The organism is Bradyrhizobium sp. Mp27 (assembly GCF_029953005.1).
GTDB lineage: Bacteria > Pseudomonadota > Alphaproteobacteria > Rhizobiales > Xanthobacteraceae > Bradyrhizobium > Bradyrhizobium barranii.
The window spans coordinates 12,299-37,523 of sequence record NZ_JASAUS010000091.1 but is presented as its reverse complement, the minus strand read 5'-3'; the positions used below and the strand labels follow the sequence as shown (position 1 = coordinate 37,523).

The following is a 25,225-nucleotide window of genomic DNA, read 5'->3' as shown; positions in this document are numbered from 1 at the left end:
CAACGATATGGCGGTATCACAAAGGCCGGAGATTCAATGCTCCGATCGACGTTGATTGTCGGCGCGACCGCGCTGCTGAGGCACATTCGAAAGGGCCGTCATAAGCCGACACCCTGGCTCACTTCGCTGCTGGAGCGAAAGCCGCCGAAGTTGGTCGCGGTGGCCTTAGCCAACAAGTTCGCCCGTATCGCCTGGCGCTTGATGATATCGGGTGGCGTGTACAACCGGCCGGTAGCCGCCATGCCCATCTGATCTGAACTCGGTGTACCGGTCGAGATTGCTCGCCGGATAACCCACGAACTTGCAGGACGCAGTAGATGGAAGGACCGATCGGTCGATACGCGCGAGCTTCCGTAGATTACACTGGCATCACGAATGTCGCCTATGTGCTTGGAGCGTGCGTAGCGAACACCATCTTGGCCAGCGGGCTTTGTCCGCGCAAACAGGCCGGACATCTGATAGCAAGCGATCTGGCCAGAAGTCTGCTATAATCCTGACAAGCGGGGGGCCGTCCACATCTGCAATCTGGATAGGATGCGAGATGAATTCAGCTCTCGTGCCCCGGACGCAGCGCAGCGCTTCCCTGGCGATGCGCAGCATCGTCCAGTGCGGCGGTGTGCTGCAGAGCCGGGGCCCATGCATCAGCGAGTGCCGCGGCTTCCTCGATCCCGGCTCTGCGCCGCACCGCTACGCGCTGCAGCGCGTCCGGGACACGAGAAAAGCGAGTGCCGTGAGAGCGCCCTCGCCTACTCCGCCAGTGTCGCCTCCACGAACCCGCGCGGATCGTCACAGAATTCGCGCATCACCCGGTAATGATCGGTTTGCTCCACCGTCGTCGGCTCCAGGCCGTATTTGCCCAACCGCAACAGTCTCGCGTTTGGATAGGCCATCAGCAGAGGCGCATGGGTGGCCATGATGATCTGGCAGATGCGGGAATCGTCCATGCGTCGCAAGAGCTTCAGGAATTCGATCTGACGCGCCGGCGACAGCGCCGATTCCGGCTCGTCGAAGATGAAGATGCCCTGGCGCTGGCAGCGCTCCTCGAAGAAGCGCAAAAAACCTTCGCCATGGGAATGCGACAGGAAGTCGGGCCCGGCCTGGCCGGCATCACGTGCGGCCTTGTCGAGATATCGCGCCACCGAGAAAAAACTCTCGGCACGAAAAAACCAGCCGTTGGTGATCTTCGGCAGCCAGCTTGCGCGCAAGGCCCTGGAAAGCTGGCCGCCAATCTTCTCCCGCGCTTCGGAATGGTCGACGGGCATATAGCCTTTGCCTCCACCGGCATCGTCGTAGCCGGCAAGCGCTGCGATCCCCTCGAGGATCGTCGATTTCCCGGTGCCATTCTCTCCGACGATGATCGTGATGGCGGCGTCGAAGTTGAGCTCGAAATCATCCGGAAAGATGGGCAGGCAAAACGGATAGGCCGCGCGATCGTGAACTTGCGACGGATCGAGCCAGACCCGCTTCAGATACGGCGCCGGCAGGTTGATCGTGCGATTGCTTCTTCGGCTCATGCCCGGCTTCCAGCCCGTTCCGACCCAACTTTTGATGAGAACATATCAGGAACACAATCCTCACGAAAGCTGCGTCTGAGAAACAAATGGAAACAAATTGAAACAAACCCGCCATCCGCCACCCGGGTGCGAATTAAGAAAACGTAGCTACGAGACAGTTGCCGGCATGAGGCCGGCTCCCACCTCGCGACCCCGGCAATGATTGACGGACGTCCGGGACCGTAAAGCCGCGAGGAGTGCGCGATGGTATCGACGTATTTCAGTTACAGCTACATCACGCGCAATCTCAAGCAGTCTCTGGCGCGGGTCGAACAGCAAACCGATGTCGCGCGCGAGGAGGCTTACTACAAAGCCAACATCGGCAAAGACCGTCGACGATTTCATGAAGGACTATCGCCTATATCATTATGCGATGAAGGCATATGGCCTGGAAGACATGGCCTACGCCAAGGCTTTCATGAAGAAGGTGTTGGAGAGCGACCTCTCCGACTCAAGGAGTTTCGTCAACAAGCTGGTCGACAAGCGTTACCAGGAGTTTGCCGCGGCATTCTCCTTCAATGGCGGTGCGACGCCGGTTGCGCAATCGGAGAACCAGATCGATGAGATGATTGATCTGTACACGGCGACCAAGAAGAGCCAGGTCGATGCACTTGCCGACGACTCGAAATACTACAGCGCCGAAATCGGCAACGTCAGCAGTGCAGACCAGCTCCTGAACAACGACCGTCTTCGCAACTATGTCTATTCGGCATATGGGATCGATGAAAGCAAGTGGCCGCGCGACACGATAAGCCAAGTCTTGCGCAGCGATCCATCCGATCCCAACAGCTACGTCAACACCACCTTCGCTTCTCAGTTGACCGGCCTCAACGCCCAGCTTGCTCAAGCCAAATCGGATGCCAGCGCCGCTGATTTAAAGATAACCGATTACAAGGCCCAACTATCGCAACCGGGCGCCGACGTGGCCCAGTTGAACATCCAGATCCTGGTCGAAAAAAGTCACCTGGAGTCATATTCGAAAAGCATTTCCAGCCTCGGCGACCAGATCTCGACGATTGGCGGGTTTGTAGACCTGGCCGGCGCGTTCGAGTTCTCCTCCGACGGGTCGCTTCCGTCAGGTGTATCCGCCCAGACTGCTGCAAATGTCGCGATCACGAAAACGCGGTTCGACGACAGCAAGTCCGCCGTCTATTCGGCAGCAAGCCCGCTTAACGAAGCCTTTGCAGCCAGGCAATTCAGAACGGCCATCCTCAAGATCAATTCAGTCCAGGCGTTCGTATCAACACCAGCCGTGTATGATTTTGCGCTGGGCGCCGTCGGCCTCGATCCCAAGGGGGTCTCGCAGGCCACGATCAAGGCTGTCCTCGAAAGCGACCTCAGTGACCCCAAGAGCTTCGTCTATACCCTCAAGGACAACCGGTACGTACAGCTCGCACACGCTTTCAACTTCGATGCAAAAGGCAATCTGACGACCCCCTTGGTGGCTCAGGACTCGGCTCAAGTCGTCGAGATTGCGAAGAGCTACGTCATTGCAGCGCTGAAACAGGCAAGCCCTCAGCAGCAGACAGCCGTCCGGGCACAAGCCACGAAAGATGCGACGGCTTATCAAGAGGCCATCGCAGGCATCGACAGCGTTTCCGACCTTCTCGCAAACAGGCCGATGGTCGATTTCATTCTCATGGCCAAGGGTTTGGACCCTAAGAAGGTCAGCACCGATTTTCTCAAGAAGATCTTCAGCTCCGACCTGAACAACCCAAAGAGCTTCGCGAACACGCAGAGCGATCCTCGCTTTGCCGAAATCGTGGCGTCGTTCAACTTCGACAGCAAGGGTAACGTCGCGCGCCTCCCGATGATGGGTCCTCAGAAGAGAGATCAGTTCCGGGAAACACAGGCGAACTATCTCCAGCAAAGCCTGGAGCAGCAGCAGGGGGATACGAATCCCGGCGTACGCCTTGCGCTCTATTTCCAGCGAAAGGCGGGAGAAATCACGTCAGCATACGACATCCTTGCCGACAAGGCTCTTTCGGAGGTGTTCAGGACCACCTTCGATTTGCCTGACTCGATGGCCTCGATGCAGATCGATCAGCAAGCCAAGGTCGTGGACAAATTCATGAAGATCAAGGATCTTTCCGATCCGGCGAAGGTCGCAAAACTGTTGAGCCGGTTCTCCGCCATGTATGACGTCAGAAACAGCCAGAGCATCGACCAGGGTCAATCTCCCTTGCTCAACCTCTTTCAAGGATCGAGCTCAGGCATATCAGGGATAAGCGAATCCACGTTCTTGGCCATCGCCAAGCTGCGTGCTCACTGATGATCGCTCGCCGATACTATCCCAACACCTCGAGCACCAGCTCCATGGTCATCAGCACGGGATTATCCCCGCGGATCAGACGGCCCTCCGCAATGCCGCCAGTGTAGTCGATCAGGGCAACGTCGAGCGCCGCCTCCGGTGCGCCCGAACTGCCCTGTACGATCGTCCCCGCTGTCACGGCGAGCTCGGTCGCGAACGGCTCGGTTACCCCGCCATGGGTGAAGCGCGCGCCGATGGTCGAGCCGACGCCGCCATGAATCTTCGCGCGCGCGATGCCATGCGCGCGGCAGAACGCTTCGAGGCAGCCGGCAAAATCCTGGTTGGGCCGCAGCCGCAGCGCGAAGGCGCGGCTTGTCGTACGCGCGCCGGTGCTCGCAGCGGACACCGGCCCGAACAGCTTGAAATTGGTCTCGGGATCGGGCTCCGCGGTGAACATCGCACCGTCGATGCCGAACGCTTCGACCTCGAACGGCTCGGCGACAACCGTCTCGTCCGGCAGCATGTGGCCGCCGCTTGCCTTGCCGTCCGCCTCCGTCCAGAGCCCGTGGCAATGAAAGAACGGGGCGCCATCGCGCATACCGAGCGTCATGCTGCCGAGTTTCGTCCGCGTCACGCCGCTGGGGCGAGAAGTGTCGCTGTAGAACGCTGCGTTCTCACCTGTCTTCGACAGCGCCGGCATCACATATGCGAATGGTCCGAGCGCAGCGCTGCCAAAATTCAGCACGCCACTGGCAAACCCCTCCGCCGCAAAACCACGCCGCGCGGCTTCGAGCAGCGGCAGACCCGCTTCGAACCTGAACGAGAACGCGCGCCCCCTCGCCTCGACCCATTGGATGCGTTCGGCGACAGGCGCGCCCGGCTGCTTGATACTTCGCATCGCGTATGCTCAGCCCGCCTGCTTGTTGTCGAGATCGAGCAGTCCGCGCGCCTCGAGCTCATCGCGCACCATGCGCTTCGGGATCTTGCCATAGCCGGACTTCGGCAACGCCTCCCAGAAGAAGAACCGCTTCGGCATCTTGTAGCGCGGCACCTTCGGCAGGAGGAACGCCGCCATCTCGGCTTCGCTCACCGGTGTCTCGCCTTCGCGCGCGACGCAGACGGCGACGCCAACCTCGCCCCAGGTCGCATCGGGCACGCCGAGCACGGCGACCTCGCCGACCGCGGGATGCGTCAAGATCTTCTCCTCGATCTCGCGCGGATAGATGTTGGAGCCCCCGGAGATGTACATGTCGGAGGCGCGTCCCGTGATGTAGATAAACCCCTCCTCGTCCATGTGGCCGAGGTCGCCGGTGCGGAACCAGCCGTCGCGGAACGCCTTCGCATTGGCCTCGGGGTTGTCGTAGTAGCCGGCCAGCACGGCAGGCCCGATCACGCAGATCTCGCCACTCTGGTTGGCGGCCAGCTCGCGGCCCTCGTCGTCCTGGATCGAGACCTGCATGGCCGTGCGCTCGAAGCCGCAGGTGCCGATCTTCGCATAGGGCCCGTCCTCGGGATCATGCAGCGCCGCCGGTAGCACGGTGATGTTGCCGGTGACCTCGCCGAGGCCGAAATACTGCACGATGACCTTGCCGAGCTTCTTCAGCGCGGCCTTCTGGTCCTCGCGGTACATCGGCGCGCCGGCATAGATCACGTGACGCAGCGACGAATGATCGTATTTGTCGGCGGCGGGGTGCTCGACCATCATCTTCAGGATTGTCGGCACCGTGAAGAGGTTGCTGACCCGATGCGCCTCGATCAGGCGGAACGCCTCGTCGATGTCGAATTTCTCCGTCGGCAGCAGCACGGTGCACACGCCGCGGGCGGTCTGCACCAGCTGGTGTACGCCGGCGCCATGCGACAGCGGCGCCACCACCAGCGACGCATCCGCTTCCGTGACGCCGGGGGTGAGATCGGCGAGATGGTTGGTGACGACAAAGCCCATCTGGCCGTGGGTCAGCACCGCGGCCTTGGAGCGGCCGGTGGTGCCGGAGGTGAAGAAGAACCAGCAGGGATCGTCGTGCTCGACGGCGACGTTCGCAACGCTTGCACCGGCCTGCGAGGCGATGGCTTCCGCCACCGAGCGCTCGCCGAACGAGCCCTTGCCGTCGACGCTCCAGGTGAACTCCAGCGCGCCGCCCTTCACGGCTGCAGCGTGCTCGGGAAAATCGACGTGGCACAGGAATGCCTTCGCGCCGGAGGCCTGCGCGAGATAGGTGACCTCATCCGGCATCAGGCGGAAATTGGTGGGCACCCAGACCGCACCGAGCCGGAACGCGGCGAACATCGAGAAGAACATCTCGTCGCCGTTCTTGGAATGGACGAGGATGCGGTCGCCCTTGGCGATGCCGCGCGCGGCGAGCGCGGCGGCCAGCGCCGAGACCTGCGCATCGATCTCGCGCCAGGTCCAGGATTTGTCCCCCCAGACGAAACCGGGACGTGACCCATGCCGCCGCGCATTCTGGGTCAGCATGTGAGCGAGATTCATGACGCGGCGGGACATGCGCAGGGGCTGCATCGGGCTTCCTCTTCGACGGCAGACGGCGCACGAGCCGCCCGCTCCTTGCAGCCCATTTATCGCCATCGAACGCGGCGTAGCAAGGCCGCCGGTCGCGCACCTGCCCTACGGCTGCCTGAACGCAAACGGCGTCGCCGTGATGGCCTTCTCCTTCCAGCAGGCCTGCGCACCGAAACCGCCGCAATAGCTGCCGTGCAGATCGAAGCGAATGGTGCGCGCCGCGCCACGCTTCATCGGCGGCGGCAAAATCCTGTAGCTGCGGACATAGCCGTCGAACACGGGGCGCACGCTGCCATCGGGCAGAGTCACCAGGACGTTCATGACGCAGCCGCCGGTTCCGCAATAGGTGGTCTCGCGCTCCCCGCATTTGGTGTCGCGGAAATCGACGATGTAGTCCTCGCGGCCGTCGCCGGTCAGATCGATCTTGCGCACGGTGTCCGGCGTGAAGGTCACCAGGCTACCATCCTGGCTGACGCATTCCTCATTGGCGTAGCGCAACGCCTTCTGCACGCCGGCGGATAATCCGCCGGATTGAACGGTCTGGCATCGTCGGCGCGCGCAGCGGTGGCGAGCAGTGTGAGCAGGAGGATCAGATATCGCATTCGCGTTTGTCGCCAGCGCAGCCGCGACCGTTCAGGGAATTTTAAACATGATCGGCGCAACCTCAGCCAGTTCTCGCGTACAGAGTGCCGCATCATGGTCAAAGCGCCCGCCTTCCTCCTGTTGTCGCTGGCGCTCGCCGGATGTGCCGTGGCGCCTCAGGCGCACCTCTCCGCCGACCCCGCCTTCAAGCCTGCGCGCTATGCCTGGGACGGCGCCGGCGAGGATCCCAACCAGCCACGTTCCGGGGCTCCGCGTGCCACCCGCGCCGACGCCGTCTCCGAGCGCAGCAGGTCGCAAGCCGGACTTCAGCCCTATTCGAAGGAGTGGTGGCAGGCCCAGGACGGCATCGAGGCCGAGCAGGACGCCAAGGTCACCCGCTCCCTCGTCATCTGCCAGGGTTGCCTCCGCCCGCAGCCGCAATCTGAAGATTCCAGGCTCGCCAAAGCGACCGATTGAACCGAGCGGCCGCTCCATCGGTCTACAGAGATACGCGCTGACGCCGGCCGCTCCGGCCCTGCGGTCGCACGTCATTATCTCAGGGACATTTCATGCTCACCCGTCGGACCTTCGTCGCCGCCTCTCTGCTTGCCACTGCCTCCCCGGCATTCGCCGTGATGCCAGCCTCCAGCGACCCCGTCGCGATCCTGACCGCCATCTACACACGCGCAGCCAAGGGCAAAGGCGATGGCGGCGGCGCCTTCGTCATCAAGAACAAGGCGGCCAAAACAAAATATCTCTCGAGGGCGCTGGTCGCGCTGTGGGCCAAGGCGGATGCGCATACGCCGAAGGGCGACGTTGGCCGGTTGATTTCGATCCCGTCACCAACTCGCAGGAATCGGACGTGAAGTCGTTCAAGGTTGACGCGGAGAAGGTGGAGGCCGACAAGGCGACGATCGCGGTGACCATCACCGGACACCGCAACGACCGCAAACCCGCCGACCAGATCGTGCGTTATGACTTCGTGCGCGAGGCGAACAGCTGGCGGATCGACGACATCAAGGGCTCGTCCGACGGCGAGGCCTGGTCGATCCGCAAGATGCTGACGGACTCGTTGAAGACCTGACGGGAGACACCATGAGCGACGTCATCGATAACAAGGCCGATCATCGCTTCGAGCTGGAGGTGGAGGGCCATCTCGCGACTGAACACTACAAGCTCGACGGCAACGTCATCACCTTCGAGCATACCGACGTGCCGAAGGAGCTCGGCGGCAAGGGCGTCGGCTCGAAGCTGGTGCAAGGCGCGCTCGACCAGGTCCGCGCGGCCGGCTTGAAACTGATCCCGCAATGTCCGTTCGTGAAGGCGTGGATCGAGAAACATCCGGAGTATGCGGATTTAGTGAAGAGTTAAGCGAGCGCAGGCTCACCGAGCGCGCGGCGGGCCTGCTCAAATCTACCGCCTACTGCCCATGCTTCAGCATATCCTGGTCACTCAGATCCCAGTCCTGCCACAGCTGGAGCACGCCGAGGATCACCGCCACCGCTCCCAGACTCGTATGGTAGATCCGGAGAAAACCTTCGCCGGAATAACCGAACACATAGGGCGAGACGATGAGCCAGAGCCCGACCAGGATCGTCGCCACCTCCTGCCAGCGCTGCAACGCGACATATTCAAGCTGGCTGAGGCCGAATACGACGAGGCCGATCGCGACTGTGTTCAGGACCATCACCTGGCGTTCGATGACCGGCTCGTGATCCTGGATGGGGAACCACGGCGACGCGACAATCAGCGCGCCGAGCAGCATCCCGCACCAATCTTCCCACGTTCGATGAGTCTTGAAGAAACTAAAGTCCGACATCGTACCCTCCTCCAAAAGAGGCATACGTCGGCGGCTGGCAATCATGACACTCCGAATGTCTAGCGACCCTGCCGGCCGCATTCGGGCGTATGTCCTGTAAAAAAAGACGTGGGGAACCGGGCGCACGATTGCAAGACTGACCAGCTTTTTTGCAAGCGAAACAGCGAGCCAATTATGGCTCGCGCGTGAGCGCCCCGAGCTTCTGCAGTGCATCATGGGCGGACGGCAGGCCTGGACGCAACTCCAGCGCCTTCCGGAAATCGGCAATCGCGCCCTGCCTGTCGCCGAGGCGCAGCCTGGCCTGGCCGCGGTTGTTCCAGGAGAACACATCGGTGGGATCGTATTGCAGCGCCTTGTCGTAGTCGGCGAGGCCGCCCTTGTTGTCGCCCCGATAGAGCCGAATCATGCCGCGATTGCGCCAGCCGCGTGCGTCGGTCGGCGCGACGCGGATCGCCTCGCCGTAGTCGGCGGCGGCCCGATCGAGCTGCTCGCTGTCGCGGTAGACGTTGCCGCGGTCGATATAGGCAATCAGATCCGGTGCAAGCTTGATCCGCATGCTGTAGTCGGCGAGCGCATGCGACGTATCGTGCTTGCGGGCGTAGACGAAGCCGCGCTTGGCGTAGGCGGTGACATAGTTGGGATCGCGCTCGATCGCCGCGTCGAAATCGGCAATGGCACCGTCGAGGTCGCCCTTGTTGAAACGGGACTCGCCGCGGTTGCTGTAGGCCAGCGCCAGCGACGGATCGAGCTTGATGGCCTTGTCGTATTCGGCGATGGCACGATCATAGTCGCGCTTGAAGCTGTAGACGCGGCCGCGATTGTTGTAGGCGCAGGCATAGCCGGAATCGAGCCGGACCGCCTCGTCGAGATCGGACAGCGCGGCATCGAGCTCGCGTTTCTCGGTGAGCCCATGGCCGCGATTGCAATAGGCGCCGGCAAGCCGCTGCCCGCTCTCACTCCCGGTATCGATCACGGTCGAGCAGGCTTTGATGCGCTCGTCCGGCGTGGTGGCCAGCCCGACGCAGGCCTCAAAGGCCGGACCGCCTTCGGCCGCAGCCGATACCGGCGCGGTCGAGGCGAGCGCCGCAAGCAGCGCCATGAGGCTGAGCGGGACACGCATTTTCCGGATATCTCCCCTGCGGCAACCTCCCTTGGTCGCACCTTGGCAAGGGCCGGTTCAGGCGCCTAGATCAGAGCACACGCAGCGCTTCGAAGGGATCTGGCATGGCGGTACGGGACAACAAGGACAGGAGTCGCTTCGAGCTCGATGCGGGCAACGAAATCGCCTTCGCCAATTACCGGCTGACGCCGTCGGCCGTGATCATCACCCATACCGAGACGCCGCGCGCGCTACGCGGCCGCGGCATTGCATCCGAGCTGATCAAGGGCGCGCTGGACTTGATCCGCCGCGACGGCAAGAAGGTGATCGCCGGCTGCGGCTTCGTCGTCGATTATCTCGACAGGCATCCGGAGGAAGCAGACCTCGTCGCTTGAATGCAAAAGGGGCCCGCGAGATCGCGGGCCCCCTTGGCTTACGACCGAGCAATCGGTCAGTGCTTGATCTCCGGCGGCAGCTTTCCGCCATTGGCGGCGAGCTTGGACATCACCTGCTTGTGCAGCCAGACGTTCATGCTCGCCGAGTCGTTCATGTCGCCGCTGTAGCCGAGCTCCTTGGCGAGGTCCTTACGCGCGGCAAGGCTGGAGTCGATGTCGAGCGCCTTCATGAGGTCGACGATCGAGGTGCGCCATTCCAGCTTCTCCTTCTGGGCAGCGACCAGCTTGTCGACGATGGCCGCAACGTCCACGGTTGCCATCGGCGCGGCAGCAGGCGCCGATCCGCCCGGCGCGGCGCTGGCGGGCGCGCTACCCGAGGGTGCGCTACCTGCGGGCGCGGCGGAAGCCGGATGGCTGCCGAAGATCGCGCCCATGATTTTCCCGAAAATGCTCATGTCTTCTCCCCGAAAAGGATCCGTTGGAAGGGCCTTGAGTGGCACTTATAGACGAAGTTACGGCGTTGCGCCCGCGAAGTTCTGCGAACCGACAACCAGCATCAGCTTATCTGCGGCGAAATGACGACCGAATGACATCGTTGAGGTTGCGGTGCGGCATCGAATCTCAACCAAGCGTGTGAGACAGGACTCGGAAATGGGCGTACGCTCCACCCTCAGCTCGCGATGACGTCCGGAATTCGCGTCTGGACGGAATCGCGAAACTCAGAAAAGCGGCCGCTTGCGCCGTTGTCGGCGCCGAATTCGGCTGCATGGCAAGGGAGCTAGCGACCATGGCCACACTCTACGAGGGCAATGTCCCCACTGTGGCCCAGACCGCGGATGCGGCTGGACCGGTGATCCGAACCATCCAACTGTCCGATCTGCACGACGCGCTCAGGCGCGGCTGGGAAGATTTCAAGGCGGTGCCGAGCCACGCCATCATCCTCTGCGTGATCTATCCAGTCCTGGGCCTCGTGCTCGCCCGCGTGGTGATGGGCCATTCGGTGCTGCCGCTGTTGTTCCCGCTGGCCGCAGGCTTCGCGCTGATCGGCCCGTTCGCCGCGCTCGGTCTCTATGAGCTCTCCAGCCGGCGCGAACGTTATGAGGAAGCCAGCGCCTGGGATGCCATGGAGGTGCTGCGCTCGCCTTCGTTCGGCGCCATGCTCGGTCTCGGCACCCTGCTGCTCGCTCTGTTCGTGACCTGGGTTGCGACCGCTCAGGCGATCTATGTCGCGGCGTTCGGCTATGAGGGCGCGACCGGGATCTCTGATTTCATGACGCGCGTGCTGACGACCCAGCAGGGCTGGTGGCTGATCGTGGTCGGCTGCGGCACCGGCTTCCTGTTTGCGCTTGCCGCGCTCTGCATCAGCGCCGTGTCGTTCCCCTTGATGCTCGACCGCCATGCCGGCGCGTTCGAGGCGATGGTGACGTCGCTGCGCGTCGTCGCCAAGAACCCGGTGCCGATGGCGGCCTGGGGCCTGATCGTGGCGCTGCTGCTGGCGCTCGGAACGATTCCGGCGTTCCTTGGCCTTGCCGTGGTGATCCCCCTGCTCGGCCATGCCACCTGGCACCTCTACCGCAAGGTGATCGTCTCGGAGCTCGGTGCACGTCCGGTGCCGCCCCCGCCGCATCGCCCGCGCAAGTCGGCCGCCGACTTCCCCGCCAATCTCTTCCCCTGGCGCAATCGGACGGACGCCTGACGGTATCGTGACATGAGATCCTGCCCGGGCTCGGCTCGGGCAGGATTCCGTGCTGTCATACGCCTTGCTTTGGCCGCGGTTACAATCGAAATTGCGCCCGCCGGTCAGATCACTTCACGGAATCCATTTCATCTGATGACCCCGACGATTTCTCGTCTCGCTCTCGCAGCCCTCGCCCTCTCCGCGTCAATCCTAACCGCCCAGCCAGCCCTCGCCGCTGTTGCCTGCGGCTCAGGCAATTTCGACGCCTGGCTCGCGGACTTCAAAGCCGACGCCACCGCCAAGGGCGTCTCGCAGCAGGCCGTTGCCGCCGGGCTTGCCGGCGTGACGCTCGATCAGAGCGTGCTCAACCGGGACCGCTCGCAAAAAGTCTTCACCCAGACCTTCGAGGAGTTCTCCGGCCGCATGGTGCCGCCGCGCATGCAGCGCGGCTCCAACATGATGAAGCAGTACGGCTCGGTGCTGTCCCGCATCGAACAGACCTACGGCGTGCCGGGCGAGGTGCTGGTCGCGATCTGGGGTCTCGAGACCGATTTCGGCGTCAACACCGGCAAGTTCGCCACCATCCGCTCGCTGGCAACGCTGGCCTATGATTGCCGCCGCTCCGAGCAGTTTCGTGCCGAGCTCTTGGATGCGCTGCGCATCGTCCAGCGCGGCGATCTCGCCCCCGCCGACATGAAGGGCGCATGGGCCGGCGAGCTCGGCCAGACCCAGTTCATGCCGTCGTCCTGGATGAAATACGCCGTCGATTTCGACGGCAATGGCAAGCGCGACCTCTTGCACAACGCGCCCGATGTGCTCGCCTCCACCGCCAATTATCTCGCCGGCTACGGCTGGCAGCGCGGCAAGGATTGGCAGCCGGGCAGTCCGAATTTTGCGGTATTGCAGCAGTGGAACAAGAGCGAAGTCTACTCCAAGACCGTCGCCTCTTTCGCGACCCAGCTCGCACGCGCCCCTTAAATATAAATAGCGCCCGACAGGACGCGTAGGGCCGATCGCCCGGCGATCGGCCCTCTCTTGGTGCGTTTACTTACCCATGGTGGCGTTCATCGCCTTGTTCAGGTGCGCGCCGCACACACCCATTTTGCCGTTGAGCAACGCGTCCTGCGCAGCCGCGATCTCCTTCTGCGCCACGAACTTGCTGTCGCCGTCGGCCATGTTCTCGATCGCGGTCTCCGTCTTCTCCAGGTTGGCCGAGCTGCAGCCGCCCATGGCGTGCTTGGCAGCCTGGGCCGGCGCGACGGCGAACGCGACGGCGGCAATTGCGATAACCCCGAGTAACTTCGTCATGATGTTACTTTCCTTCTCTTGTTCTTGTGACAGAACCAGCGACATTGCCAGAATCTGCGACATGACTTTCCTCCGGGCGCGGCAACTTGCCGCAATAAATTTCTCGCGAGAATTGCGTGATGTTGCGCGCGGCGCAGAGGCACCATGCGAAATTTCCGATTTTCATTACACCCTTGTAATGAACGCCACACGTTCGGCGTGTGTGCACCGCACCAAGGAGGCGGCTGCAGTCTGAAACGAGGCAGGGTGAGTTTCGGCAGGCTCCATGCCCGGTCGCCTGGTGATCCGCCAGCCCTGAGCGAGTCGGATCGGCGGGATCCGGTCGCGTGGTATCTTTCATATGAATGAATTTATATTCATCTCTACAGTTCCGCTATCATGCGATTCGCGCATGCGAGACTTGGGTACAGACGCTGACTGATCGCCTTGAGAACAGTTGGAACCCTACCTATTTCCATTTCATCGGTAACGAGATTGTTTGCAGTAAACCCGTGAATTCACGGTGATTTATGGCAAAGCATTCCCTATTTCGCCTACCCATTGGGCGAGAGTGCTCCCGGGTTAATCGTCCGTTATCACCGCTATGCACCTCGCGCTTAGCTGCATCGCAACATTGGAACTTTCGCACTGCACCACTCTCACCTATATTCATTTCAACGATGAGGCTCGGGCAAGGGCTGAATCGAACTACAGGAGACTACCAATGCTGCTCTCGCTCATCCGCATGATCCAGGCTTTCCGGGACTATCAGCGCAATGTTGCCGAGCTGTCCCAGCTCAGCGATCGCGAACTGGCCGACATCGGCCTCGATCGCTCGGACATCCCGCGCGTTGCCGCCGGTCAGTACCAGGGCTGATTTCGTTCAGCCCTTCACCGGACGAACCGATAGCGCCCGCCTCGTGCGGGCGTTGTCGTTTCTGATGGCAGAAAACTCCATCTCGGCGATTCCACTGACCGCCGAAAAGCGCTACCTGTCCGCCCCATGACAGGACCCCAATCCAACATTGTCCACGTGATCGGCGCTGGCCTTGCCGGTTCCGAAGCCGCCTGGCAGGTCGCCAAATCCGGCGTGCCCGTGGTGCTGCACGAGATGCGGCCGGACCGCATGACCGAGGCGCACCGCACCGATGGGCTCGCCGAGCTCGTCTGCTCCAATTCGTTCCGCTCGGACGACGCCGCCAACAACGCCGTTGGCCTGCTGCACGCCGAAATGCGCCGGCTCGGCTCGCTGATCATGCGCGCGGCCGACGCCAACCAGGTGCCCGCCGGCGGCGCACTCGCGGTCGACCGCGACGGTTTTTCGGCGGCCGTCACCAAGGCGCTCAACGACCACCCCCTGATCGAGATCGCCCGCGGCGAAGTTTCAGGCCTGCCGCCGGCCGACTGGAGCAACGTCATCGTTGCGACTGGGCCCCTCACCTCCGCGCCACTTGCCGACGCCATTCGCGAGCTCACCGACGAGAACGCGCTCGCTTTCTTCGACGCGATCGCGCCGATCGTGCATCGGGAGTCCATCGACATGTCGGTGGCTTGGTTCCAGTCGCGCTATGACAAGGTCGGTCCCGGCGGCACCGGTGCCGACTACATCAACTGCCCCATGACCAAGGAGCAGTATGACGGCTTTGTCGCCGCGCTGATCGCTGGCGAGAAGACCGAGTTCAAGCAATGGGAGACCAACACGCCCTATTTCGACGGCTGCCTGCCGATCGAGGTGATGGCGGAGCGCGGCCCCGAGACGTTGCGCCACGGCCCGATGAAGCCGGTCGGCCTCACCAATCCGCACGATCCCACCACGAAGGCCTACGCGATCGTGCAGCTGCGCCAGGACAACAAGCTCGGCACGCTCTACAACATCGTCGGATTCCAGACGAAGCTGAAATACGGCGAGCAGCAACGCATCTTCCGCAGCATTCCGGGGCTGGAGAAGGCCGAATTCGCCCGCCTCGGCGGCCTGCATCGCAACACCTTCCTCAATTCGCCAAAGCTGCTCGACGGCCAGCTGCGCCTACGCGCGCAGCCGCGGCTGCGCTTCGCCGGTCAGATGACCGGCTGCGAGGGCTATGTGGAATCCGCCAGCGTCGGCCTGATCGCCGGTCTCTATGCGGCAGCGGATGCGCGCGGCGAAACACTGGCGAGCCCGCCTGCCACGACGGCACTGGGATCGCTGCTCGGTCACATCACCGGCGGCCATATCGAGACCATTGAGCCCGGTACGCGCTCGTTCCAGCCGATGAACATCAATTTCGGCCTGTTCCCACCGCTCGCGAGCGCGCCGACGAAGAAACCCGACGGCAGCCGCCTGCGCGGCAACGAGAAGACGGTGGCCAAGAAGCAGGCGATGAGCGCGCTGGCGCTCGCCGATCTCGATCGCTGGATCGCCGATCACCTGCGCATCGCCGCAGCCGCGTGAGTTTTCGATGAGTCTTCCCAAAGACGACGCCGTGACACTGTCGGCGCGCTGGACCGAGGGCGTGCTGCTCAAGCGCGACGTGTTCTCGACCGTCGAGCGCGGCCGCTTCCGCGGTGACAGCGGCGAGGTCGACGCCGTGCTGCGCCGGCTCGACGAAGTGCCGTGGTGGTCCTTCGTGCTGGCGCGTCATCTGTTCGCCCGCGAGAAGCATGCGCTGGCCCTCGCCAAGGGGCTGAATGTCGGCCCTGAGCTACTCTGGGCCGGACGCCGCGCGCTAGTCCGCGGCTTCGTGGACGGCGTCGCGCTGCATCTCGCCAAGCCGCATGGCGACCTCGCCTATTTCCGCTCGGCCAAGGCGGCGCTACGCCGGCTGCGCCGCGCCGGCATCTGCCACAACGATCTCGCCAAGGAGCAGAATTGGCTTGTCGGCCGCGACGGCCGCGCCTACGTGACCGACTTCCAGCTCGCGGCCTGCTTCAACCGACGTGGCCGGCTCTACCGCATCCTCGCCTACGAGGACCTGCGGCATCTGCTCAAGCACAAGCGCTCCTATGCACCCGAGGCGCTGACGCCTCGCGAGCGAAAAATCCTGGCGAAAAAATCATTCGCCGCCAGCCTGTGGCTCGCGACCGGCAAGAAGGTCTATCGCGCGATCACGCGCGGCCTGTTCAACTTCACCGACCGCGAGGGCGGCGGCCGCCGCCTGGTCAACGACGCGCCGGTGCTGGCCGAGCTGATCCGCAAGAACCCGGCCGTGCGCGACACCGCTATCGTCGCCTTCGCCGACCGCCGCTCCGGCGTCGGGCTCTATGCCTTCGTCGAGGCCGATCAGGCCACGCTTGAAGGCGAGCTTCGCAGCGAACTTTCGGCCGCCAAGGGTCCCAAGCCGCCGGAGCACATCCAGGTCGTCCACGCGCTGCCCCGCGATACCAGCGGCAAGCCGCGGACCGAGATCCTGCAGCTGGTCGCCATGAACCAGCTCGACCTGATCGAGCCGATGATGAAGAACGACCAGGACCGCGCCTTCCTCAAGGACATCCTGGAACAGCGGAAAAACCTGCGCGACCGCTTCAATTTCGAGGCGGACCTGCCGGCGAGCTGACGGGCTGCTCGCGCCTTGAAGCGTCCACATTGGCGATAGAGAACCGATCGGATCATTCGGGCGGCGGGTCATGGGCATTCGGGGGATGATGATGCATCGTGTGGTTGGCGGCGTGATAGCTGGCCTTCTGCTGCTCGCAGCTGCGCCCGCGATGGCCGAATCCCCGGCCGAGCTGATCTCCGGCTTTCGCCTCAAGAACGGCGAAGTCCGCGTCGTCCGCGATTCAACCCTTGACCGCATCGCCATGGACCAGGCCCGCGCGATGGCGGCGAAGGACGACCTTAGCCACGACGCGCTCGGCCCGTTCAACCGGCGCGTCGCACCGGCCGGCGCGGGCCGCGCAGCCGAGAACATCGCCTACGGCTACGACAATTTCGAGAAGACGCTGGGACAGTGGATCGACTCGTCCGGGCATCGCAAGAACCTGCTGCTGCACAACGCCTCCCGCGTCGGTATCGCGAGCGCCAAGAATGCCAGCGGCAAGCGAACCTATTGGGCCATGGTGATCGCGGGCGACTACGAGCCGAAGGGCAAGGGCAAAGGTAAAGGCAAGAAGGACGAGGAGCCGCTGGTTGCCGTGAAGCGCGAGGCCGCGCCCGCCAGCAAGCCCAAAACCAGCAACTGCCACGTCAAGCTGCTCGGCCTCTGCATCTGAGCCGAGATAGTTTCAGCCGCGGCGGGCGGCCTCGATCGCGGCGACATCGATCTTCGTCATCCCCATCATCGCATCGAAGGCGCGCTTTGCCTCGGCACCGCCGGCCGCCAGTGCCTCGGTCAACACCCGCGGCGTGATCTGCCAGGAGATGCCCCATCTGTCCTTGCACCAGCCGCACGCGCTCTCCTGCCCGCCATTGCCGATGACGGCGTTCCAGTAGCGGTCGGTCTCCTCCTGATCGTCGGTCGCGATCTGGAACGAGAAGGCCTCGTTGTGCTTGAAGATCGGACCGCCGTTGAGGCCGAGACAGGCGACACCGGCCACGGTGAACTCGACGGTGAGCACGTCGCCGGCCTTGCCCGACGGGTAGTCGCTGGGCGCGCGGTGAATGGCGCTCACTGCGCTGTCGGGGAACGTCTCGGCATAGAAGCGGGCGGCCGCCTCGGCGTCCTTGTCGTACCAGAGGCAAATCGTGTTCTTCGCCATTGCGCGTCCCCTTCGGTTCCAGGCCATCACACCGCCATCCATTGAGAATGGACGGCGGTGTGATGTCTTTCGCCTAGATACCCTCTTGAATGCGCCTCACCAAGGCGCGCCAATGCCGCGGCCTATGCAACCCGGGGTTCCGCCACGTCCCTGGCTTTCAGGTCTCGCGGAAGCACCGTCAGCAGCAGCAACGCACAAAGCACGCACAAGCCGCCAATGACATAGAGCGCGGGTGTCGTGCTGCCGGTCACATCCTTGACCGAGCCAACCATGACCGGGCTGACGATGCCGCCGACCTGCCCCAGCGTGTTGATGAGCGCGATCCCGCTCGCCGCCCCCGCACCGGTGAGAATTTTCGGAGGCAGCGTCCAGAATGTCGGAATGGCCGCAACCACGCCGGCACCAAGAATGGCAAGCGCGCCAACCAGCGTGACGACATTCCTGTCAAATGCACCGGACGCGAAGAAGCCCACGGCCGCGGTCAGAATCAAGGCTGCGACAAATTTTGGGCGCTCGCCCGATGCATCCGACAATCGGCCTACGACGATCATGCAGATCGCGCCGCAGATATAGGGTACGGCGGTCAGGAAACCGATCGCGGCTGCACTGCCTCCGCCGGCCGCCTTGATCAGGTCAGGCGCCCAGAAATTGAGGCCGTAGGACGCGATCTGGATCAGAAAGTAGATGAATCCGAGCAGCAGCACGCCGGGCATGAGCAGCGAGCGCCATGCCGAATGCTCGCCGATCTCGCTCTTCTGGCGGTCCAGCTGAACCGAGATCAACCGGCGCTCGTCGTCGCTCAACCATTCGGCCTGCTCGATCCCGTCGTCGAAGCGCAGCAGCACGACGAAACCAAGCGCAACGCAGGGAATGCCGCCGGCCAGAAACAGCCATTGCCAACCGGCCAGACCGTGCAGCCCGTTCAGATAGTTGAGGATGAGACCCGAGATCGGCGCGCCGATGATCCCCGAGAATGCAGTGGCGAGAAAGAACACGGACGTCATGCGGCCGCGATGCGATTTTGGAAACCAGAGTGTCAGGTAATAGAGAATGCCGGGCGCAAATCCCGCCTCCATGGCGCCGATCACGAAGCGCAGCGCATAGAACTGCCACTCGCTATGAACGAAGACCATCGCCGCCGTCGCCAGCCCCCAGGAAATCATGATGCGGGCGATCCAGCGCCGCGCGCCGAAGCGATAGAGCAGCATGTTGCTCGGCACTTCCAGCAGGACGTAACCAACGACGAACAGGCTGGCGCCAAATCCGTAGGCGGTGTTGCTGAGGCCGAGATCGGCCTGGAGCGCAGCCTTGGCGAAGCTGATGTTGACGCGGTCGAAGAACGCAAAGAAGTAGCAGACGATGATCAGCGGCATCAGCCGCCACGCAATCTTCTTGATGACCTGATGCTCTGTGAGTCCAGTATCGAGGTCGGCAGTCGCCGCCGTGGCAATCGTCATGGTTTCCTCCAATGTGTTTTGAATTTTGATCGTGGCCGCTCAGCCCGAGCGTCGCAGCCGCTCGGGTATGGGGTGCAGATCGAGGGGACGGCCGGCCTTGGCGACCTGTCCCGGCACCTCATGTCCGACCAGTCCAGGCAACCGGAACGAGAGATCGATCAAGCGCTGCAGATCGAGACCGGTTCGCAAGCCCGTCTCGTGGCAGAGATTGACGAGGTCTTCGGTACAGACATTGCCGGTGGCGCCCGGCGCAAATGGACATCCGCCGAGGCCGCCCAGTGCGGCGTCAAAGCGGCGCGCGCCGCTGTCATAGGCAGCGAGGACGTTAACCAGCCCAAGACCGCGCGTGTTGTGGAAGTGAAGCGTGAGCATGTCCGCAGGGACCAGCATCAAGACCTCTGCCACCAGCTGCGAGACCTGATTGGGATTGGCCATGCCCGTGGTATCGGCGAGCGTGACACCATCGACCCCGAGATCGAGATAGCGCTTGACGATATCGAGCACCTTCTCGAGAGGCTGCAGGCCTTCGAACGGACAGCCGAACGCGGTCGCAACCGTCGCGTTGACCAACGCGCCGCCTGCGTGGGCCGGCTTCACGATCTCGCTGAGCGACGCCAGCGACACCGCATGCGTCATGTTCATGTTGGCGCGGTTGTGCGTCTCGCTCGCCGACATCACGAAATTGAGCTCGTCGGCGCGTGCGGCCAGCGCCAGCTCGGAACCCTTCCGGTTCGGGATCAGTGCCGTATAGACCGTGCCGGGCCGCCGCTCGATGCCGCCGAAGACGTCCGCGGCGTCTCGCAGCGACGGCACGGCCGCCGCTGACACGAACGACGAGACCTCGATGCGGCTGAGCCGATCGCAGAGAGCGAATTGATCAGCCGGATTTTTTCGCTGGTTTCGACCCATTTCGCTTCGATCTGAAGGCCGTCGCGCGGAGCGACCTCCTGGATCAGGATGTCCGGTGGCGTTGCCGTCATTGCACCGCTGCGCTGCGGCGCAGCTGCGCGATATCGCCTGCCTGCAGGCCGAGGCCCGCGAGCACCTCGTCGGTGTGCTGTCCCAGCGTGGGGCCAGGCCATTTGACCGCGCCCGGGGTGTCGGAGAGCTTTGGCGCGATGCCCGGCATCTTTACGGTGACGTCGCCCGGCAGCTCTGTCGGCAGGATCATGTCGCGGGCAGCGTAATGGGGGTCGTCGACAATATCGGCGACGGAATAGATCCGGCCCGCGGGAACGTCGGCCGCATCGAGACGCGCGAGGATCTCGTCCATCGTTCGCCCCGAGGTCCATGCCGTGATGGCAGCATCGAGCAAGGCGTTGCTGCGGACACGTCCGTCATTGCTGGCAAGGGCCGGATCGTCGGCAAGGTCCGGCCGCCCGATGACCAGCATCAAGCGCTTGAAGATCGCGTCGCTGTTGCCGGCGATCACGACATGGCGCCCGTCGGAGCTTGGATATGTATTGGATGGACTGATGCCCGGCAGGGCGCCGCCGGTGCGGGTCCTGACATGACCCATGAGGTCATATTCGGGGACGAGACTCTCCATCAGGTTGAACACGCTCTCATAGAGCGAGACGTCGACCACCTGCCCTCGCCCCTGCCCCGTCTTGACACGAAGCAGCGACATCAGCGCGCCGATCACACCATGAAGCGACGCAAGGCTGTCCCCGATGCTGATGCCGACCCGCGCCGGCGGGCTGTCGGGATCGCCGGTGGTGAAGCGCAGCCCGCCCATAGCTTCGCCGATCGCGCCGAACCCGGAACGATCGCGGTAAGGGCCGGTCTGCCCGTAGCCGGAGATGCGGACCAGTGTCAGATCTGGATTGAGCTTTGAGAGCACGTCCCAGCCGAGGCCGAGCTTCTCGAGGCTCCCTGGCTTGAAATTCTCGATCACGACATCGGCTTGCGCGGCCAGCCGCAGCGCGACGTCGCGGCCGTCAGGCGATTTCAGGTCGATCGCGATCGACTTCTTGTTGCGCGATTGCAGGTACCACCAGAGCGAGGTGCCCTGATGCAGCTTGCGCCACCTCCGCAACGGATCCCCGCTGCCCGGCTGCTCGATCTTGATGACCTCGGCGCCGAACTCAGCAAAGAGCCGTGCGGCAAATGGTGCCGCGATCAAAGTTCCGAGTTCGACGACTCGTATTCCGGATAATGGTCCGTTCACGTCTGGCGCTCCTCGATCGTCTTTGATCGTGGTGTCGCCGAGCGCAGGGCCCTAAGTCCAATATCCTTTGATGAACACGCGTTCGCGGATGACGAACGACACGAAGGGCGCCATCAGTGAGGTTTGGTTCCGGGCAATCGCAGATGATCGAGTATCAACTGGCTCGTCGCCGACAATCCCGCGGGATCCCTGGCCACCAGCACCAGTTCGCGATCGGCCCAGTCGTCGCTCAACTCGACGGCCGTCAGGTTCATGCCGTGACTGAGGACCTCGAACGCACGGTCGGGAATGAGGCCGATACCCATGCCGGCCTGCACCATCCGGCACACCGCATCAAAACCCGGGACGTGGACCCGCAACCGGATCGACTTGCCGATCTGCTGCGCGGTGTATTGCGAGCGCAGATAAATCGAGCTGGTCGCAAACAGGCCGACATGGTCGTAGTCGAGTGTGTCGGCGAACGAAACGTCTCTTGCCGACGCAAGCGGATGATCAGATCGCACCACGATAACGAGGCGGTCCCGCCGATAGGAGAACCGCTCCAGCCCGCGCGTCGACACGTCGGCCGAGCAGATGCCGATTTCGGCCACGCCCTCCTCGACGCCGCGAACGACATCGGCGCTGGGGCGCTCCTGAAGATCGAGCCGCACCAGCTCGTGGGAGCGAAAGAAGCCGGGCAGATCGTCGGGAAGGAATTCGACGATCGACGACAGATTGGCCAGCATCCGCACGTGCCCGCGCACGCCGCGCGCATGCTCGGCCATGTCGACCGCGATCTTCTCGACGTTGAGCAGCGTCACGCGCGCATGATGCAGCAGCGATTCACCGGCCGGCGTCAGCGCCATGCCGTTCGGATGCCGCTCGAACAGCGCGACCTCGAGCACCTCCTCGAGGTCATGCATGCGCTTGCTGACAGCAGAGGGCGCGATCGCTTCGCGCTGCGAGGCGCGCGTCAAATTGCCCTCCTCACAGATGGCGATGAACAGCCGCAGGGTCGTGAGGTCGATCCGTCGGGTGATGTTGGTCCTGGGCGTCCCGGTCATTGAGCGGGATTGCGTTTTCTCTTGCATGGTCTGTTTCCCGATCCGGGAAGATATAGCGTTCGAAGTCACCGGGTTTCTCAAAATCCTGGGAGAATGGCCGCCGATTTGGAATCCGATACCAAGACGATGCAATAATCCGCAATTTTGTTCCAAGCTTCACATAAGCTTGCTCGCGCTCGTCAACGCGCCTAATTCATGGGATCGGGACAGCAGAGGCGGAGACCAGCACTTGATCGACATCGACCGGATACGTTCCGACACCCCGGCCGCCTCCCGCCTCGCTTATCTCCACAATGCCGGCGCGGCCCTCATGCCAACTGCCGTCGTCGCGGCAATGAAGGACCACATCGACCTGGAGAGCGAGATCGGAGGTTATGCCGCTGCCGACCGCGAGTCCGATCGGCTCGATGCGGTCTATGGCTCCGTAGCGCGCCTGCTGAATGCCGCCCCCGATGAGATCGCCCTCATGGAGAACGCGACAATTGCCTGGCAGATGGCGTTCTACGCGCTTCCGTTTCGCCAGGGCGATCGGATCCTGACCGCCGAAGCGGAATACGCCGCCAACTACGTCGCGTTTCTTCAGGTCGCCAAGCGAACGGGCGCGATGATCGAGGTCGTGCCGAGCGATGCCAGCGGCGAGCTCGACGTCCACGCGCTCGAGCGCATGATCGACGAGCGCGTGAAGCTGATCGCCATCACCTGGGTCCCGACCAATGGTGGATTGGTCAATCCCGCGGCGGCAATCGGCAGGATCGCGCGTGCGAACGGGATTCCCTATCTGCTCGACGCCTGCCAGGCTCGGCCAGATGACGGTCGACGTCGACGCCATCGGCTGTGACATGTTGTCGGCGACGGGGCGCAAATTTCTCCGCGGCCCGCGCGGCACGGGCTTTCTCTACGTCCGCCGCGAGATGCTGCAACGGCTCGAGCCACCGATGATCGATCACTTCGCCGCGCCCTGGGTCTCGCGCGGTGAATATCGGCTCCGTGACGATGCCCGCCGTTTCGAGACATGGGAGAACAATTACGCCGCACGTCTCGGCCTCGGCACTACCATCGATTATGCCCTCGCGATCGGCCTCGGCCCCATCGAGCAGCGCTGCCGTCTGCTTGCGGACCGTCTTCGCGGCGGCCTCGCCTCCGTTCGCGGCGTCACCATTCGCGACCTCGGACGCGCACGGGGCGCCATCGTCAGCTTCACAATGGATGGGTATGAGGCGGACGCCATCGTCAGCCGCGCCGCTGCGGCGGGCATCACCATCGGCGCTTCAGATCCGGCGAGCACCCGCATCGATGCCGAAATCCGCTCGCTGCCGCCGGTCGTGCGGGCCTCCCCGCATTACTACAATACGGAAGCCGAGATCGACCGGCTGATCGGCCACCTCGCGGGTTTGGCGCCGCGATAGCGGCGTGCCGCTCAGGTACAGCGCGCGCTCAAGCCGGATGCGCCGAGCTTGGCCATGACCTCGTCCAGATGCGCACTGTTGCGGGTCTCGATGACGAGCTGAAGCAGCGTCGCCTTGGCCGGCAGATCGGAGAAGGTCCGCTGATGCGAGACCTCGATGATGTTGGCGCCGGCCTCGGCCAGCAGTGAGGCGACGGCAGCCAATTGCCCCGGCCGATCGGGGATATCGAGCGACAACTGGGTCAGCCGCCCCTCGCGCGCCAGCTCGCGCGTCAGAACGGAGGCGATCAGCCGCGTGTCGATGTTGCCGCCGCTCAGCACCAGGCCGACCTTCTGGCCGGCAAAGCGGGACGTATCGGACATCAGTGCGGCAAGCCCGGCGGCGCCGGCGCCCTCGACGACGGTCTTCTCGATCGAGATCAGGGTCGCGACCGCACGCTCGAGCTCGGCTTCGTTCACCAGCGCGATGTCGTCGACGAGGCGGCGGACGATCTCGGTCGTGATCTTGCCCGGCGATTTCACCGCGATGCCTTCGGCGAGCGTGTCGCCGCGCGCGGGCAGATTGCCGTCATGGATGGCGTTGTACATCGAGGGGTAGAGCCAGGCCTCGACGCCAAGAATCCGCACTGTCGGCTTGATCGATTTCGCGGCAATGCCAATGCCGCTGATCAGGCCGCCGCCGCCGATCGGGACCACCAGCGTATCGAGCTCCGGCACCGCCTTCAGCATCTCGAGCCCGACAGTGCCCTGCCCCGCGATGACGAGCGGGTCGTCGTAGGGGTGGACGAAGATCATGCCGCGGGCCTCGCCACGGCTGCGCGCATACGCGGCCGCCTCCTCCAGCGTCGCGCCCGTCACCACCACCTCGGCGCCGTGGTGCTTGGTGTTCTCGACCTTCACCATGGGCGTGCCGACCGGCATGACGATGGTGGCGGGAATGCCGAGCCGCTTGGCGTGATAGGCGACGCCCTGCGCGTGGTTGCCCGCCGACATCGCGATGACGCCGCGCGCACGCTCCTCCGGCGTCAGCGCAGTGAGCCGGTTGAGCGCACCCCGCTCCTTGAACGAGGAGGTGAACTGGAGGTTTTCGAATTTCAGCCAGATGTCGCAGCCGCAGATGTTGCTCAGCGTGCGGCTGTAGCTACACGGCGTCTCGACGACGGCGCCGCGGATGGTGTCGGCGGCGGCATGAATGTCGCCCAGAGCGACCGGCAAGCCGCTGAGATCGGAGGACGTATTTTCAGACAATTCAGCCATAGTACAGCATAGAGCATTTGGCCGTTCGAGGCGATAAGCC

The 25,225-nt window shown here is 63.4% G+C and carries 23 protein-coding genes and 4 pseudogenes; 13 read left to right on the top strand and 14 right to left on the bottom strand.

Annotated features, from left to right (window positions below; all coding sequences use genetic code 11):
- Positions 1-252, top strand: a pseudogene (locus tag QJT78_RS33415) (IS110 family transposase); the annotation flags it as partial.
- 494 nt (positions 253-746) lie between these two features.
- Here the strand turns inward: QJT78_RS33415 and QJT78_RS33410 are convergent.
- Positions 747-1,514 (bottom strand): AAA family ATPase, encoded by a 768-nt coding sequence (locus QJT78_RS33410; RefSeq protein ID WP_028152365.1) that lies wholly within the window; start codon positions 1,512-1,514, stop codon positions 747-749.
- Positions 1,515-1,757: 243 nt separating this feature from the next.
- Between QJT78_RS33410 and QJT78_RS33405 the strand changes: the two are divergent.
- Positions 1,758-3,825, top strand: a pseudogene (locus tag QJT78_RS33405) (DUF1217 domain-containing protein).
- A gap of 16 nt (positions 3,826-3,841) precedes the next feature.
- On the opposite strand, the gene QJT78_RS33400 reads toward QJT78_RS33405, so the two are convergent.
- The 3 genes from QJT78_RS33400 to QJT78_RS33390 form a co-directional block, all read right to left on the bottom strand.
- Positions 3,842-4,702, bottom strand: coding sequence for a DUF296 domain-containing protein (locus QJT78_RS33400; protein ID WP_028152363.1), 861 nt, complete (start codon positions 4,700-4,702; stop codon positions 3,842-3,844).
- A gap of 9 nt (positions 4,703-4,711) precedes the next feature.
- Positions 4,712-6,319, bottom strand: a complete 1,608-nt coding sequence (locus tag QJT78_RS33395) for an acyl-CoA synthetase (protein ID WP_028152362.1) — start codon at positions 6,317-6,319, stop codon at positions 4,712-4,714.
- A gap of 105 nt (positions 6,320-6,424) precedes the next feature.
- Complete coding sequence (locus tag QJT78_RS33390; RefSeq protein WP_281460419.1) at positions 6,425-6,829, bottom strand: hypothetical protein; 405 nt, start codon at positions 6,827-6,829, stop codon at positions 6,425-6,427.
- 186 nt (positions 6,830-7,015) lie between these two features.
- Here QJT78_RS33390 and QJT78_RS33385 point away from each other — a divergent pair, with 186 nt between their 5' ends.
- The 3 genes and pseudogenes from QJT78_RS33385 (at position 7,016) to QJT78_RS33375 (ending at position 8,272) form a co-directional block, all read left to right on the top strand.
- Positions 7,016-7,378 (top strand): hypothetical protein, encoded by a 363-nt coding sequence (locus QJT78_RS33385; protein ID WP_028152360.1) that lies wholly within the window; start codon positions 7,016-7,018, stop codon positions 7,376-7,378.
- A gap of 92 nt (positions 7,379-7,470) precedes the next feature.
- Positions 7,471-7,985: pseudogene (locus tag QJT78_RS33380) on the top strand (DUF3828 domain-containing protein).
- Between the two features lie 11 nt (positions 7,986-7,996).
- On the top strand, positions 7,997-8,272 hold the full coding sequence (locus QJT78_RS33375; RefSeq protein WP_028152359.1) for a GNAT family N-acetyltransferase: 276 nt from the start codon (positions 7,997-7,999) through the stop codon (positions 8,270-8,272).
- 49 nt (positions 8,273-8,321) lie between these two features.
- On the opposite strand, the gene QJT78_RS33370 is transcribed toward QJT78_RS33375, so the two are convergent.
- Positions 8,322-8,765: an SPW repeat protein gene (locus QJT78_RS33370; protein WP_348652401.1), complete on the bottom strand. Its 444-nt coding sequence runs from the start codon at positions 8,763-8,765 to the stop codon at positions 8,322-8,324.
- Between the two features lie 127 nt (positions 8,766-8,892).
- A complete protein-coding gene (locus QJT78_RS33365) occupies positions 8,893-9,840 on the bottom strand; it encodes a tetratricopeptide repeat protein (protein WP_028152357.1) in 948 nt (315 codons plus the stop codon).
- 104 nt (positions 9,841-9,944) lie between these two features.
- Here QJT78_RS33365 and QJT78_RS33360 point away from each other — a divergent pair, with 104 nt between their 5' ends.
- On the top strand, positions 9,945-10,214 hold the full coding sequence (locus tag QJT78_RS33360) for a GNAT family N-acetyltransferase (protein WP_028152356.1): 270 nt from the start codon (positions 9,945-9,947) through the stop codon (positions 10,212-10,214).
- Positions 10,215-10,270: 56 nt separating this feature from the next.
- Here the strand turns inward: QJT78_RS33360 and QJT78_RS33355 are convergent, their stop codons facing one another.
- Positions 10,271-10,669: a DUF3597 domain-containing protein gene (locus QJT78_RS33355; protein ID WP_028152355.1), complete on the bottom strand. Its 399-nt coding sequence runs from the start codon at positions 10,667-10,669 to the stop codon at positions 10,271-10,273.
- 332 nt (positions 10,670-11,001) lie between these two features.
- Between QJT78_RS33355 and QJT78_RS33350 the strand changes: the two genes are divergently transcribed.
- Both QJT78_RS33350 and QJT78_RS33345 read left to right on the top strand, forming a co-directional pair.
- Positions 11,002-11,910 carry a DUF2189 domain-containing protein gene (locus QJT78_RS33350; RefSeq protein WP_028152354.1) on the top strand — a complete coding sequence of 303 codons (909 nt, stop codon included), beginning with the start codon at positions 11,002-11,004 and terminating at the stop codon, positions 11,908-11,910.
- A gap of 135 nt (positions 11,911-12,045) precedes the next feature.
- Positions 12,046-12,870 (top strand): lytic murein transglycosylase, encoded by an 825-nt coding sequence (locus QJT78_RS33345; protein ID WP_028152353.1) that lies wholly within the window; start codon positions 12,046-12,048, stop codon positions 12,868-12,870.
- A 66-nt stretch (positions 12,871-12,936) separates the two neighbouring features.
- Here QJT78_RS33345 and QJT78_RS33340 read toward each other — a convergent pair whose 3' ends face one another.
- Positions 12,937-13,263 (bottom strand): hypothetical protein, encoded by a 327-nt coding sequence (locus QJT78_RS33340; RefSeq protein ID WP_028152352.1) that lies wholly within the window; start codon positions 13,261-13,263, stop codon positions 12,937-12,939.
- Positions 13,264-13,903: 640 nt separating this feature from the next.
- Between QJT78_RS33340 and QJT78_RS33335 the strand changes: the two genes are divergently transcribed.
- The 4 genes from QJT78_RS33335 to QJT78_RS33320 all read left to right on the top strand — a co-directional run bounded on the left by QJT78_RS33335 (position 13,904) and on the right by QJT78_RS33320 (position 17,367).
- Positions 13,904-14,056: a DUF1127 domain-containing protein gene (locus QJT78_RS33335; protein WP_007590701.1), complete on the top strand. Its 153-nt coding sequence runs from the start codon at positions 13,904-13,906 to the stop codon at positions 14,054-14,056.
- A gap of 126 nt (positions 14,057-14,182) precedes the next feature.
- Positions 14,183-15,610 carry a methylenetetrahydrofolate--tRNA-(uracil(54)-C(5))-methyltransferase (FADH(2)-oxidizing) TrmFO gene (trmFO, locus tag QJT78_RS33330; protein WP_038944192.1) on the top strand — a complete coding sequence of 476 codons (1,428 nt, stop codon included), beginning with the start codon at positions 14,183-14,185 and terminating at the stop codon, positions 15,608-15,610.
- A gap of 7 nt (positions 15,611-15,617) precedes the next feature.
- Positions 15,618-16,712, top strand: a complete 1,095-nt coding sequence (locus QJT78_RS33325; protein WP_028152350.1) for a serine/threonine protein kinase — start codon at positions 15,618-15,620, stop codon at positions 16,710-16,712.
- Between the two features lie 70 nt (positions 16,713-16,782).
- Positions 16,783-17,367 (top strand): CAP domain-containing protein, encoded by a 585-nt coding sequence (locus QJT78_RS33320; protein WP_038944191.1) that lies wholly within the window; start codon positions 16,783-16,785, stop codon positions 17,365-17,367.
- A 12-nt stretch (positions 17,368-17,379) separates the two neighbouring features.
- On the opposite strand, the gene QJT78_RS33315 is transcribed toward QJT78_RS33320, so the two are convergent.
- From QJT78_RS33315 to QJT78_RS33295, 5 genes are all read right to left on the bottom strand, one after another.
- Positions 17,380-17,853, bottom strand: a complete 474-nt coding sequence (locus QJT78_RS33315; protein ID WP_028152348.1) for a VOC family protein — start codon at positions 17,851-17,853, stop codon at positions 17,380-17,382.
- Positions 17,854-17,975: 122 nt separating this feature from the next.
- Positions 17,976-19,310 (bottom strand): MFS transporter, encoded by a 1,335-nt coding sequence (locus tag QJT78_RS33310; RefSeq protein ID WP_038944190.1) that lies wholly within the window; start codon positions 19,308-19,310, stop codon positions 17,976-17,978.
- Between the two features lie 39 nt (positions 19,311-19,349).
- Complete coding sequence (locus QJT78_RS33305) at positions 19,350-20,138, bottom strand: hydroxymethylglutaryl-CoA lyase (protein ID WP_312016864.1); 789 nt, start codon at positions 20,136-20,138, stop codon at positions 19,350-19,352.
- A 148-nt stretch (positions 20,139-20,286) separates the two neighbouring features.
- Positions 20,287-21,480: a CaiB/BaiF CoA-transferase family protein gene (locus QJT78_RS33300; RefSeq protein WP_038944189.1), complete on the bottom strand. Its 1,194-nt coding sequence runs from the start codon at positions 21,478-21,480 to the stop codon at positions 20,287-20,289.
- Between the two features lie 113 nt (positions 21,481-21,593).
- Positions 21,594-22,550, bottom strand: a complete 957-nt coding sequence (locus QJT78_RS33295; protein WP_240537675.1) for a LysR family transcriptional regulator — start codon at positions 22,548-22,550, stop codon at positions 21,594-21,596.
- A gap of 202 nt (positions 22,551-22,752) precedes the next feature.
- Between QJT78_RS33295 and QJT78_RS33290 the strand changes: the two are divergent.
- A pseudogene (locus QJT78_RS33290) lies at positions 22,753-23,929 on the top strand (aminotransferase class V-fold PLP-dependent enzyme).
- A gap of 11 nt (positions 23,930-23,940) precedes the next feature.
- Here the strand turns inward: QJT78_RS33290 and QJT78_RS33285 are convergent.
- A complete protein-coding gene (locus tag QJT78_RS33285) occupies positions 23,941-25,185 on the bottom strand; it encodes a threonine ammonia-lyase (protein WP_038944187.1) in 1,245 nt (414 codons plus the stop codon).
- Positions 25,186-25,225: the final 40 nt, after the last annotated feature.